The sequence below is a fragment of the Azohydromonas caseinilytica genome, assembly GCF_012927045.1.
GTDB lineage: Bacteria > Pseudomonadota > Gammaproteobacteria > Burkholderiales > Burkholderiaceae_C > Azohydromonas > Azohydromonas caseinilytica.
The window spans coordinates 160,926-173,450 of the sequence record NZ_JABBFW010000001.1 but is presented as its reverse complement, the minus strand read 5'-3'; the positions used below and the strand labels follow the sequence as shown (position 1 = coordinate 173,450).

Genomic DNA, 12,525 nt, shown 5'->3' with positions numbered 1-12,525 from the left:
CACAGGGTGACGAGGCTCAATGCCGGGTGAGCGTCACGCCGCTGTCGCGGATGCGCAGCGTGCCGTCGCGCAGCATGTCCACGCACTCGCCGGTGTCGAGCCGGTACTCGGCCTGGCCGGTGGGCTCCCAGTGCTCCTCGGCGGAGCCCATGAACAGCTCTTCGCGCAGCATGTGTTCGTACCCCTTGACCTTGTAGCTCTTGCCTTGCGCATCGCGGGCGTTGAAGGTTTCGAGCAGATGCAGTTTTCGGTCCATCGTTGACACCTCCATGTGCGGCGGGCGGCGCGAGGGCTGCCCGTCAAAGTCCATCGTACGGAGCCCGGGAGCGCGTGCAAACCGCCGGCCCGGAGCACCGCTCGACAATGCGGGTTGTCATCCACCCGCCTCACATTCGTCCGGAGAGCCGCCTTGCCCCGCTTCGCCGCCAACCTGTCGCTGATGTACACGGAACACGCCTTCCTCGACCGCTTCGAGGCCGCGGCGGCCGACGGCTTCGAGGCCGTGGAATTCCTGTTTCCCTATGCCTTCGACCCGGCCGAGGTGGCGGCGCGGCTGCGCCGCCACGGGCTGCGCCAGGTGCTGTTCAACGCCCCGCCGGGCGACTGGGACGCGGGCGAGCGCGGCCTGGCGGCGCAGCCCGGGCGCGAGGAGGAATTCCGGCGCAGCCTCACCGGGCAGGCGCTGCCCTGGGCGCGGGCGCTGGGCTGCCCGCGCCTGCATGTCATGGCCGGCCGCATGCCCGAAGGCGTGCCGCGCGCGGCGCTGGAGGACACCTACCGCGCCAACCTGCGCTGGGCCGCGCGCCAGGCCGCGGCCGATGGCGTGGAGATCCTGATCGAGCCGCTGAACCCGCGCGACATGCCGGGCTACCCGCTGCGCACGCAGGAGGAGGCGCACCGCATCGTGGCCGAGGTGGGCGAGCCCAACCTCAAGGTGCAGATGGACCTCTACCACTGCCAGATCGTGGAAGGCGACCTGGCCATGAAGCTGCGCCGCTGGCTGCCCACGGGCCGGGTCGGCCACATCCAGTTCGCCGGCGTGCCGGACCGGCACGAGCCCGACTCGGGCGAGCTGAACTACCCGTACCTGTTCGCGCTCATCGACGAGCTGGGCTACGAGGGCGTGGTCAGCGCCGAGTACCGGCCCCAGGCCGGGACTTCGCAGGGGCTGGGGTGGCTCAGGGCGTGGAAGGCCTCACACGGCTGACGCGGCCGCAGGGGTCGCGTGAGCAATGGCTGGCGGCTTGCGGCTCACCACGGCCACAAGCCCAGCAGCAGCCCCGCCGTCACGAAGCCCGTGAGCGCCCCCGCCACCACGTCGCTGGGGTAGTGCAGGCCCAGCACCACGCGCGAGGCCGCCACCAGCAGCGTGAAGGCCCAGGCCAGCGGCGCCCAGGCCGCGTAGTGCCAGCTCAGCAGCAGCGAGAAGCTCACCGCGTGCAGCGTGTGGCCGCTGGGGAAGCTGTAGCGGTCCAGCGCCTTGGCGCAGGCGCGGATGTCGGGGCAATCCACGCAGGGCCGCTCGCGCCCGGTGCGCAGCTTGACCCAGCGGTACAGCACCACGTTGAGCGTGCCGGCGGCGCCCATCTGCAGCGTGCACACCAGCCCCTCGGGGCTGCCCAGCCAGGGCAGCACCAGCATCAGCGCGTACCACAGCCCGCCGTCGCCCAGCCGGCTCGCCACCACCAGCAGCCGCAGCAGCAGCATGCGCTCGGCGCCGCGGTGCAGGCGCCGCGCGCATTGGCGGTCGATGTCGAGCCAGCGCGCGCGGCGCTGCTGCAGCCCGGCCGTGCAGCGCACGACGAATTCGCGCTCCTGCCAGCGCGTGCGGCGCGGCTCAGGCCATGGCCACATGCGGCACCCGCCCTGGCAGCGGCTGCAGCGCCAGCTGCGCCAGGCGCTGCTCGAAGCGCGAGAGCACCTGCTCCCAGCGCACCTGCAGGGCCGCCTGGCGCGCCGCGTGGCGCAGCGGCGCCAGCAGCTCGCCCATCTCGGCGGCGCGGATGGCGGTGCGGATGAAGGCCTCCTCGTCGTCGGGCGGCACCAGCAGCCCGCTGACGCCGGACTCGATGTGCTGCGCCGCCGCCGCCAGGTCGATGGCCACCACCGCCAGCCCGCTGGCCAGCGCCTCCAGCGTCACGTTGCCGAAGGTCTCGCTCTGGCTGGGGAACAGGAACAGGTCGGCGCTGGCGTAATGCGCGGCCAGCGCCTCGCCATGCTGCGGGCCCACGAACTCGGCGGCCGGGAAGTCGCGCTCCAGCCGCGCGCGCAGCGGGCCGTCGCCCACCACCACCATGCGCGTGAGCGGGCGCAGCCGCCGCGCGGCCTGGAAGGCGCGCAGCGCCAGCAGCACGTTCTTCTCGGCGGCCAGGCGGCCCACGTAGAGCATCACCACCTGGCGCGGGTCGGTGGCGTTCCAGCGCGCGCGCAGCGCGTCACTGCGCCGCTCGGGCGAGAACAGCTCGGTGTCCACGCCGCGGCCCTGCACCTCCACGCGCTGGAAGCCGTTGAGGCGCAGCTGCCGCGCCAGCGCCTGCGTGGGCACGAAGCAGCAGCTGGCCTCGTTGTGGAAGCGCCGCAGGCACGCCGCGATCAGCGGCTCGGCCCAGCCCATCCGGTAATAGCGGCTGTAGTGGTGGAAGTTGGTGCGGAAATCCGCAGTCACGGTCAGCCCCAGGCGGCGCGCGGCATGCACTGCGGCATGCCCCAGCGGCCCCGGCGTGGCCACGTGCACGAGGTGCGGGCGCCAGTCGCGCCAGTGCTCGACGAAGCGCCCCATGCGCGCCATGCCGAAGCGCAGCGCCGGGTACATCGGGATGGGAATGCCCAGGGCTCGCCATTCCTGGGCATCGTCGCGCGGCGCCTCGGCGCGCTGGCGCGGGCGCACCAGCTGCACCTCGTGGCCGCCCTCGCGCAGGAACCGCACCGCGCGCTCCGTGGTCAGGGCCACGCCGTTGAGTTCCGGCGGGTAGGTTTCGGTGACGTAGGCGATGCGCACGGCGGCTCGTGTGAAGCGTCGGTGAAGCGCGCCAAGCACGTTGCGTTCCCGTTTGCCGAGGCGAGCCCGGGTCGCCGCCGTGGCGCGGGAAAACGCCGGGGCGCGGACGCGCGGGCCTCAGCCCGGGGCCGGCCGGGCGGCGGCGTCGAAGCGGCGCTTGAAGTGCCGCTCCAGCTCGGCGCCGGTGTCGGCATCGAGCAGCACCGGCGCGGGCTCGTCGCTCAGGCGCGGCGTGCCCAGCGCGGCCCACAGCCCGTCCACCACCACCAGCGCCGGGCCCGGGGGCAGGGCGCCGGCGCGCGCCGAGCCCCTGGGGCCGGGCCACGGTGCGGGGACGGCGGGCAGCAGCCGGCAGCAGGCGCCGGAGCGCTCCAGCAGGCCCAGCGCCCGGCCCGGACGCGACAGCAGCAGCTGCACGTCCACGCCGCGCCAGGCCGCCTGGCACAGCGCGCGCAGCAGCGCCGGCCCGGGCTTCTCGCCCGGCGCCAGGCTCAGGCGGATGCGCGACTGCGCCGTCGCCAGCGCCTGCAGCAGGGCGCCGCGCAGCGCCTGCGCCGCGCCCTGCGGATGCTCCGGCGGCACGGTGGCGAGCTGCTGCAGCCCGGCCACCGTCTGCAGCACCTGGTAGCGCCGCGCGGGCAGCTCCGGCTGCAGCCGCTGCGACCAGTCCTCCAGGAAGGCCTGCTGCAGCGCCGGCACCACCGGCCCCTCCAGCGCCAGCGCTGGCGCCTGCGTGCCGCCGGGCGTGATGAAGGCAAAGCGGCCGTCGGCCAGCAGCAGCGGCAGCGCCGCCTGGCGCCGCGGCCACCAGCGCCGCCAGCGCGAGGGCAGGCCCAGCAGCGCGCCGCTGCGGCGCAGCGCCTCGGCGCCGGGCGTGAGCTGCGCGCCGCCGCGCAGCGCCACGTGCACACCGCGCCGCGCCGCCGCCAGCAGCGCCTGGTGCAGCGCGGCCGGGGCGTCGCGCAGCAGGGACTGGTCCAGCTGCAGCTGCTGGCGCGTGCGCGCCACCGCGGCGCTCAGCTCCGCCAGCGGCTCTTCCAGCCAGCGCACGCGGTTGCCGATGCACAGCGGCTGGCCCAGGCACTGGACCAGCACGCGCGCGTGGCGCTGCTCGGCTTCAAGCTCGGCATGCCGGCGCTCGCGGGGCCGCGCCGGGCCTGATGAGTATTGCGAGGCCATGGTGATCGAGCGTTTTCAGCAGCCGGCGTGCCCAGCGGCCCGGCCGCCGGGCGGCGCTAGGTGAGCGTGCGCGGCCGGCGGCGCTTGTGGCGCAGCAGCGAGGCCAGCGAGGGCGGCGGCTTGCGGCTGCCTTCGAGGTAGACGCACAGCAGGCGCAGGCGGCGGTTGCGCTTGCACACGCTGCGCAGCCCCACCAGGATCGGCACGGCCAGCACCGCCCCGGACACGCCCCAGAGCCAGCCCCAGAACATCACCGACAGGAACACCGAGATCGGGCTCAGCGACAGCCGCTTGCTCACGAACACCGGGCTCACGGCGTTGGCCTCGATGGCGTGGATGAGCAGGTAGGCCGCCGCCGGCGCCACCAGCAGCGCCGAGTCGCCGAAGCTCAGCAGCCCGGCCGTGAGCAGCAGCAGCGTGTTGAGCAGCGGGCCGATGTAGGGAATGAAGTTCAGCACCCCCGCCACCGTGCCCCACAGCACCGGGTTGGGCAGCCCGATGTAGGCCATGGCGGCGCCGGTGACCAGCGCCACGCCCAGGTTGATGATGCTCAGCGCGCCCAGGAACTGGCCGATCTCCTGCTGCGCGCTGCGCACGCCCGCCACCACCAGCGCGCGCGTGCGCCGGCGCGGGATGGCCTCCACGGTGCGCGACAGCATCCAGTGCTCGGAGGCCAGCAGGAAATACAGCAGGATTACCGTGGAGGCGGCCGAGAAGCCGAAGCTCAGCACGTGGCCAAGCACCAGCCGCGTCAGCGTGACGCCCTCGCTGGCGATCTTGTCCTTGATCGGGTCCACCGGCGGCGGCGCGTTGCGCGCCACCGGTGGGCGAGCCGGCGGCGCCAGGATCGGGATGGCGCGGCGCGCGCGGTCGATCTGCTGCTCCAGCGCCGTCATGACGCTGGGCGCGCGGCTCCACCACTGCGCCGCGGGCGTGACCAGCGCGCTGCCCAGCAGCACCGTGCCGCCGAGCAGCGCCGCCACCAGCACCAGCGCGCCCAGCACCTCCGGCACGCCGTGGCGGCGCAGCGCGCGCACCTGCGGCGACAGCAGGAAGGTCAGCACCACCGCCACCACCACCGGCACCAGCAGCGGCTGCGCCAGCTTGAGCAGGAAGATGGTGGCGATGGCCAGCAGCCCCTTGAGCGTGGCGCTGCCGTGCCAGGGCGTGGGCACGGGCACGGCCGGGGCGGCGGGCGGCGGTGCCAAGGGCTCGGCCTTGGCCACGGCACGCTCGGCCGGCCTGGAAACGGGAACGGGCTCGACGGCGCTCATCGCGGCGCGCGCCGGCCGCGGAACGGATGACGGCGCATGCGCGGCTCGCTCGGCGGTTGGATCGTGCTCCCCCTCAGCAGCTTTCATGCCGCCGTGGGCACGCCATCTGCATGGGCGCGCCCATGGACTTCACGAGCTGGCGCCGGCACGCCTGGCATCAATTCCCGCCGCGGCTGCGGCGCGTGCTGCTGTGGCTGTGGGCCTCGGTGCAACGCTGGATCGACGCCGCCGGCCCGCAACTGGGGGCCTCCATCGCCTTCTACACGATCTTCTCGCTGGCCCCGCTGCTGGTGATCGCCATCGCCATCGCCGGCGCGGTGTTCGGCCAGGACGCCGCGCGCGGGCAGGTGGTGGCGCAGATCCAGGACCTGGTGGGGCTGCAGGCGGCCCAGGCGATCCAGGCCATGATCGAGGCCACCTGGCGCGAGCCCGGCGGCGGGCTGGCCGCCGTGATGGGCGTGGCCACGCTGCTGGTGGGCGCCACGGGCGTGTTCGCCGAGATGCAGCGCGCGCTCAATGCCATCGGCCACATCAAGCCGAAGCGCACCGGCGTGAGCGCCATGCTGCGCGTGCGCCTGACGGCCTTCGCGCTGCTGCTGGGCTTCGGCTTCCTGCTGGTGGCCTCGCTGCTGGTGAGCGCGCTGCTGGCGGGCGTGCTGCAGGCCATCTCGGCGCGCTACCCGGCGCTGGCGGTGCTGGCGCGGGTGACGGAGATCGGGCTGTCCTTCGTGGTGCTGAGCGTGGCCTTCGGCGCGATCCTGCGCTGGCTGCCCAGCGAGCCGCCGTCGCGGCGCGCCGTGATCATTTCCGCCACCGTCAGCGCCGGGCTGTTCGTGGTGGGCAAGACCTTCATCGGCATGTACCTGGGACGGGCCTCGGTGTCCTCCAGCTACGGCGCGGCGGGCTCCTTCGTGGTGGTGCTGATGTGGGTCTACTACTCCTCGCAGATCCTGCTCTTCGGCGCCGCGGTGGGCCGGGAGTGGGACGCGCGCATGCGCCGCGTGGAGGCCGCGCGGGCCGGGCACGCGCACCACGCGGCGCCGGGCGGGCCCGCCGCGGGCGCGGGCGGTGGCCATGCCGGGCCGGGAGCGCACCCGCCGGCCACGCCGGTGCCGCGGCGGTTGCACGGGCAACCGGCGGCGGGCGCCAGGCCGGCACCGCCGCCGCTGGGGCCGGGGGGCAGGGCGCGCAGGCATTGAGGGCGGCTCGGGGCCGCGCTTGTTGTTATTGCTGGCTCGAAGGTTGAGGCGGCCCGCCCTCTACATCGTCATTCCCGCGAAGGCGCCCACCCTTGGTGAGCGCCGTCGCGGGGATGACGAATCAACAAACGGACCACATCAGCTCCCGGCTAACGACTGCCAGCGTTCTCCGGACAGCACTGTGCGAAGTCGGGCATGACGGCGTTTTCTTTTCGGCCGGCGTGGCGGCCAACCCATGAAAAAGCCCGCTCGCGCGGGCTTCCAGCTCCTGGTCGAGGCCTCCGGCGCCACGGGCTTCACACCCGCCCGGCCGGAGCCTGGCGCGGCCTCACTGCGCCGGGCGCACCACGATGTTGTTGCGCACGTCCTTCACGTCCGGCACCTCGCGCACGATGCGGGCGGCCTCGGCGCGCTCGGCCTCGCTGGTGGCGAAGCCCGCGAGCTGCACCACGCCGTTGAGCGTGTTCACTTCGATGCGCATGGCGCTGACCTGCGGGTCCTTGGCCATGCGGGCCTTCACGCGCGTGGTGATGGTGGCGTCGTCCACGTACTGGCCCACCGTGCTCTGGCCGCTGGTGACGGCGCAGCCGGCCACGCCCAGCGTCAGGCTCACGGCCAGCATGGCGGCGGCGAAGGGAGACATGCGGTTCTTCATCGAGGGTTCCTCCTGGCAGGTCGCCGGCCCTGTGCCGGCGATTCCGAGCCCCCTTGAGGCAAACGCCGCGCCCAGGGCCGCCGCAACAGCCCGCGCCATCGCTTGCCACCCCTTGGGAATGGGGCTTGCCGAACCTGGGCCAGGTGTCTGTGGCGCCGCGGTCCCCGCGGCCGCGGCGGCAGTCGCTGTACCCCTTCAACCCTTGCTCAGCCCGGCGGGCCGCGGCCCGTTCGGCACAGGAGTCGCTTCAATGTTTGCCCACAACAAAGCCTTGCAGTACACGGTGCGCGTCAGCGAGACCAACCCCGGCCTGGCCAACCTGCTGCTGGAGCAGTTCGGCGGTCCGCAGGGCGAGCTGGCCGCGGCCGGACGCTATTTCACGCAGTACCTGGCCGAGGACGACCCCGGCCGCCGCGACATGCTCATCGACATCGCCACCGAGGAGCTCAGCCACCTGGAGGTGATCGGCACGCTGGTGTGCATGCTCAACAAGGGCGCCAAGGGCGAGATCTCCGAAGGCGTGGACCAGGAGGGCGAGCTCTACCGCAAGATCTCCGGCCGCGGCAACGACTCGCATGTCACGCAGGTGCTCTACGGCGCCGGCGCGCCGCTGACCAACTCCGGCGGCGTGCCCTGGACGGCCGCCTACATCGACACCATCGGCGATCCCACGGCCGACCTGCGCTCCAACATCGCCGCCGAGTCGCGCGCCAAGATCATCTATGAGCGCCTGATCAACCTCACCGACGACGCCGGCGTGAAGGAGGCCCTGGGCTTCCTGATGACGCGCGAGATCGCGCACCAGCAGATGTTCGAGAAGGCGCTGTACTCGATCGAGGGCAACTTCCCGCCGGGCAAGCTGCCGGGCATGCCGCAGTTCACGCAGGTCTACTACGACATGTCGCAGGGCGAGGGCAACGCGCGCGGCCCGTGGAACAGCGACGAGCACTTCAACGTCGTGAGCGAGCGCAGCCAGCAGGTCGGCGTGGACGGCTCGGGCGGCGGCTTCGACGTGCGCCTGAGCTCCACCGAGGCCAAGATCGCGCAGCAGCTGATGATGCGCACGCGCTCGGCGCAGACCGGCGACCCGATCACCGGGGCCGAGCTGGGCAGCGACGGCACGGCGCCGCAGTCGCCGATGGCGTCCCAGCCGCCCAAGTCGGGCCAACAGGGCTGACGCGCCATGGCCGTCCGGGAGCGCTCCTCGCCCGCGACCCGGGCGGCCAGCCTGGGGTTCAGGCCGCGCCAGTGCCTGGGCCTGCTGCTGTTCGGTGCCGGCTGCCTGGCCGGCGGCGCGCTGCTGTGGCAGTCGCTGGCCGACTGGCCGCTGCCGGTGCGGCAGGCCTTGCTGGCCGGCCTCATCGCCGCCGCGGCCACGGCGCTGGGCACCTTGCCGGTGCTGCTGTCGCAGCAGAGCTCGGCGCGCACGCGCGACACGATGCTGGGCTTCGGCGCCGGCGTGATGCTGGCGGCCTGCGCCTTCTCGCTGACCATCCCGGGGCTGCGCGCGGCGCAGGCGCAGGGCGCCGGGCCCTGGGAGGCGGGCGGCATCGTCGGCGGCGGCATCATGCTCGGCGCCTTGTTGCTGCTGGCGCTGGACCGCTGGCTGCCGCACGAGCACTTCATCAAGGGCTTCGAGCGCGACAACCCGCGCGCGCACGCGCTCAAGCGCACCTGGCTGTTCGTGTTCGCGGTGTCGCTGCACAACCTGCCCGAGGGGCTGGCCATCGGCGTGGCCTTCGGCGGCACGAACCCGGTGAGCGCGGCGGCGCTGTCCACCGGCATCGCCATCCAGGACGTGCCCGAGGGGCTGGTGATCGCGCTGGCGCTGCAGGGCGTGGGCTATTCGCGCGGCTTTTCGGTGTTCCTGGGCGCGGTGTCGGGCGCCATCGAGCCGCTGGGCGCCGTGCTGGGCGCGGCGGTGATCGGGCTGTCGGCCGGCCTGTTGCCCTGGGGCCTGGCCTTCGCGGCCGGGGCCATGCTCTTCGTCATCAGCCACGAGGTGATCCCGGAGTCCCACCGCGCCGGCCACGAGGGCCACGCCACGATGGGGCTGATCATCGGCTTCGTGCTGATGATGCTGCTGGATACCGCGCTGGGTTGAGCGCGGCGCCGGCCTGCGCTGACCGGCGCGCGAGCCCAGGTGTTGGGCACCGCGCTTGCCGCGACCTGCGGCAATCCGCCCTGCCCGCCATGTCCGCCTCTCCCTACCTCGATCGCCGCGACGCCGGCCGGCGCCTGGCGGCACTGCTCACGCCCTGGACGGGCGCGCCGCCGCTGGTGCTGGCGCTGCCGCGCGGGGGCGTGCCGGTGGCCTTCGAGATCGCGCGGGCGCTGCACGCGCCGCTGGACATCCTGCTGGTGCGCAAGATCGGCGCGCCGCACAACCCGGAGCTGGGCATCGGCGCGGTGGTGGAGGGCGAGCCGCCGCAGCGCGTGCTCAATGACGAGCTGGTCGCCGCGCTGGACGTGCCCGACGCGCACGTCGAGGCCGAGGTGGCGCGGCAGCTGGCGCGCATCGAGGCGCAGCGCCGGCAGCTGCGCGGCGGGCGTCCGCCGCCGGCCGTGGCCGGGCGCGAGGTGATCCTGGTCGATGACGGCATCGCCACCGGCGGCACGGTGCGCGCGGCGCTGCAGGCGCTCACCCAGGCCGGGGCGGCGCGCGTGCTGCTGGCCGTGCCGGTGGCGCCGCCGCAGACGCTGGCGCAGCTGCCGCTGCCCGCGCAGGACGTGGTCTGCCCGCTGCAGCCCTACGACCTGCAAGCCGTGGGGCGCTTCTACATGGATTTCGACCAGACCGACGACGCGGAGGTCACCCGGCTGCTGGCCGAGGCCGCCGCCGCGCCTTGAGCGCTCACTCACACAACGCCAGGAGGATCTTTGCCATGAGCACCACGCCAGACCCCACCGTGCTGCCCCCCGTCGCCGAGCAGGCCGTGAACGTGCCGCCGCATGCCCAGCCGGGCCTGCTGGTGCTGCCGCCGCAGCCGCGCGGCGTGGTGCTGATCGCGCATGGCAGCGGCAGCGACCACCAGAGCCCGCGCCAGCGCCACATGGCGCAGGTGCTGGCGCAGGCCGGGCTGGCCTCGCTGCGCGCGGACATGCTCACCACGCTGGAGGCGCTGGACCGGCGCAACGTCTTCGACATCCCGCTGCTGGCAACGCGGCTGGTGGAGGCGGCGCAGTGGCTGCAGCGCCAGCCGGGGCTGGAAAACCTGTCGCTGGGTTGCCTGGGCGCCAGTACCGGCGCCGCCGCGGCGCTGCTGGCGGCGCACACGCATCCGGCGATCCGCGCGGTGGTGTCGCGCGGCGGCCGGCCGGACCTGGCCGGCGCCGCGCTGGGCGCGCTGGACATCCCCGTGCTGCTGATCGTGGGCGAGCTCGATACCGAGGTGCTGCCGCTCAACGAGCAGGCGCGGCAGCGGCTGGGTGACCAATGCGAGCTGCTGATCATCCCGGGCGCGACGCACCTGTTCGAGGAGCCGGGGACCCTGGAGGCCGCGGCCAGGGCGGCGGCGAAGTGGTTTGCGCTGAAACTGTGATGCCGGGTTGGCGGGCCCTTGAAATAATTCATTGACATCCGCCGCGCTCCGCCAACCTGCTTTTACGCGGCGGCGTGCCGGCGCGGCGACAAAGCCCCACGGTTTTTCCCCAATAAAGGGGTCTGTGCGGCGACATTCTTCACGCTTGCGCGCCTGGCAATAAGTGCGGCCTCAATTTGAGCCGGCTGCAGCATAGGCGGCGTGTTCTGTCAAGCGGGAACTGGCTGCCATTGGGCTGTTTTTTGGGCTTTTTGGCACGCCCCAGGGCCTCGCCTTGGGCGGGGAACTGGACGATGATTCTATGTTGCAGCAGTGTCTGATGAGTTTTTCAGCTTGCTTTGGCGGTGACCTTGTTTATGCGAAATTCGCGTGCCTTTGAAGCGTGGTGCGCATTCGTGCCAAGAAGAGAATTGAATATTATTCTTTGGTGTCATGGTGAAAAACGAAAGCGTGCTGTTCTTCATTCGCATCGTGCAGGAAAAGCATTCCGCACTGCTTTCCAGCGTGGATGCGCTGCTGAGGGCGCTGGTCGGTGAGGACGGCAACCTGAAGCTGGTGTCGGCCAAGGCGGTGATGACGGCCGCGACCGACCTGCTGGCCATTTTGTCGGGCGGTGACGTGCCCGCCTGGCTGGGCAACGTCATAGTTTGTGCGCGGAATTTTGGCACCCGGCAATGGTCGGCCGGAGAATTGCTGGTCAATCTCATCGACGTCAAGCGCGAAATCGAGTCGCACAAGTGGAAGTTCGATGAGACCTCGGAGAACGCATTCGATTTCGACCGGACTTTCGACCAGTGCCGCAAGCAGAGCAAGATTCCCGATCTGTTCAATGAAATTTCGAAGCTGCTCGAAGATATCCGGGGCAGCAATGAAATCGACAGCATCAGCATGCTGAAGGCCTTGGGCAAGGTCAGCGCCACCCTGAAAAAATCCAGGGACGGTTCTTATTTTGCCCTGAATGGCGCCTGGGAATTGCTGCTGGGCAGCTTGAATAATTACATGTGGAATGAGCTGGTGAAGCTGCCGGGGCTGGGCGCTCCTTTGGAGGCGCTGGCCAAAGGCATTCAGGAAGTGGACCGGGAAATGTCCAAGCTTCACAAGCAGGTGCACGACGAAATGGCGCGCACGGTCGGCACCGAGGTCAAGGCCCTGTCGCACAAGCCCTTGTTCTCTTTCGTCGAATACGGCCGCAACGGCCGGCTGTTGCCCGATGCCGGCAGCCCCAAGCTGCAGGTGCTGTCGGCCTGATGAATTGGGCGCGGCCACACGGATTTGCCGACCTGCGCATGGCGCAGGAGCAGATTCGCTGGGCCCGGTACCTGGCTTTTGTTTATCCGGTGTGGTGGGGCAGCGTGCCGGCCGTGATCAAGGGTTTTCAGGACCGCGTTTTCCTGCCGGGTTTTGCCTTCAAGTACCGGCCGGGCAAGCGCTTCCCGGAGCAGCGGCTCAGGGGCCGCAGCGCCCACATCGTCGCGACCATGGACACGCCGCCCTGGTATTTCCGCTGGATCTACCGGGCACCGGGGCTGCGGCAGATGAAAACCAACACGCTGGAGTTTTGCGGCATCCGGCCGGTGAAATCCCTGGCGCTGGGGCCGGTGCCGGGTTCCAGCGTGCAGCGGCGCGAGCAGTGGCTCAGGGAGGTGACGGTGCTGGCGGGGCGGATCTGACCGCCCGC

General features: G+C 72.0%; 14 protein-coding genes. 8 read left to right on the top strand and 6 right to left on the bottom strand.

Translation table 11 applies throughout. From position 1 onward, the window contains the following. Nucleotides 1–16 precede the first annotated feature (16 nt). Nucleotides 17–256, bottom strand: coding sequence for a hypothetical protein (locus tag HHL10_RS00855; protein ID WP_169158450.1), 240 nt, complete (start codon nt 254–256; stop codon nt 17–19). A 153-nt stretch (nt 257–409) separates the two neighbouring features. Between HHL10_RS00855 and otnI the strand changes: the two genes are divergently transcribed. Continuing rightward, nucleotides 410–1,207, top strand: coding sequence for a 2-oxo-tetronate isomerase (gene otnI / locus HHL10_RS00850; protein WP_169158449.1), 798 nt, complete (start codon nt 410–412; stop codon nt 1,205–1,207). Between the two features lie 44 nt (nt 1,208–1,251). Here the strand turns inward: otnI and HHL10_RS00845 are convergent, their stop codons facing one another. From HHL10_RS00845 to HHL10_RS00830, 4 genes are all read right to left on the bottom strand, one after another. Continuing rightward, nucleotides 1,252–1,854: a phosphatase PAP2 family protein gene (locus HHL10_RS00845; RefSeq protein WP_169158448.1), complete on the bottom strand. Its 603-nt coding sequence runs from the start codon at nt 1,852–1,854 to the stop codon at nt 1,252–1,254. Beyond that, nucleotides 1,838–2,998, bottom strand: coding sequence for a glycosyltransferase family 4 protein (locus HHL10_RS00840; protein ID WP_169158447.1), 1,161 nt, complete (start codon nt 2,996–2,998; stop codon nt 1,838–1,840). Before HHL10_RS00840 ends, HHL10_RS00845 begins: the two co-directional genes overlap by 17 nt. 117 nt (nt 2,999–3,115) lie before the next feature. After that, entirely contained in the window at nt 3,116–4,177 is a 1,062-nt protein-coding gene (locus tag HHL10_RS00835; protein WP_169158446.1) for a phospholipase D-like domain-containing protein, read from the bottom strand. A gap of 56 nt (nt 4,178–4,233) precedes the next feature. Next, a complete protein-coding gene (locus tag HHL10_RS00830; RefSeq protein WP_169158445.1) occupies nt 4,234–5,451 on the bottom strand; it encodes an AI-2E family transporter in 1,218 nt (405 codons plus the stop codon). A 110-nt stretch (nt 5,452–5,561) separates the two neighbouring features. Here HHL10_RS00830 and HHL10_RS00825 point away from each other — a divergent pair, with 110 nt between their 5' ends. After that, nucleotides 5,562–6,650: a YihY/virulence factor BrkB family protein gene (locus tag HHL10_RS00825; protein WP_169158444.1), complete on the top strand. Its 1,089-nt coding sequence runs from the start codon at nt 5,562–5,564 to the stop codon at nt 6,648–6,650. 328 nt (nt 6,651–6,978) lie between these two features. On the opposite strand, the gene HHL10_RS00820 is transcribed toward HHL10_RS00825, so the two are convergent. Beyond that, nucleotides 6,979–7,305, bottom strand: a complete 327-nt coding sequence (locus HHL10_RS00820) for a BON domain-containing protein (protein ID WP_205832854.1) — start codon at nt 7,303–7,305, stop codon at nt 6,979–6,981. Between the two features lie 250 nt (nt 7,306–7,555). On the opposite strand from HHL10_RS00820, the gene HHL10_RS00815 reads away from it, so the two are divergent. The 6 genes from HHL10_RS00815 (at nt 7,556) to HHL10_RS00790 (ending at nt 12,517) form a co-directional block, all read left to right on the top strand. Beyond that, a complete protein-coding gene (locus HHL10_RS00815) occupies nt 7,556–8,482 on the top strand; it encodes a manganese catalase family protein (protein ID WP_169158443.1) in 927 nt (308 codons plus the stop codon). A gap of 6 nt (nt 8,483–8,488) precedes the next feature. Further along, entirely contained in the window at nt 8,489–9,409 is a 921-nt protein-coding gene (locus tag HHL10_RS00810; RefSeq protein WP_169158442.1) for a ZIP family metal transporter, read from the top strand. An 89-nt stretch (nt 9,410–9,498) separates the two neighbouring features. Then, a complete protein-coding gene (locus HHL10_RS00805; RefSeq protein WP_169158441.1) occupies nt 9,499–10,155 on the top strand; it encodes a phosphoribosyltransferase in 657 nt (218 codons plus the stop codon). 35 nt (nt 10,156–10,190) lie between these two features. Further along, entirely contained in the window at nt 10,191–10,847 is a 657-nt protein-coding gene (locus tag HHL10_RS00800) for a dienelactone hydrolase family protein (RefSeq protein ID WP_169158440.1), read from the top strand. Nucleotides 10,848–11,282: 435 nt separating this feature from the next. Next, entirely contained in the window at nt 11,283–12,095 is an 813-nt protein-coding gene (locus HHL10_RS00795) for a hypothetical protein (RefSeq protein WP_205832853.1), read from the top strand. Next, a complete protein-coding gene (locus HHL10_RS00790) occupies nt 12,095–12,517 on the top strand; it encodes an NAD(P)H-dependent oxidoreductase (RefSeq protein ID WP_169158438.1) in 423 nt (140 codons plus the stop codon). The genes HHL10_RS00795 and HHL10_RS00790 overlap by 1 nt, the downstream gene beginning before the upstream one ends. The last annotated feature ends 8 nt before the right edge of the window (nt 12,518–12,525 follow it).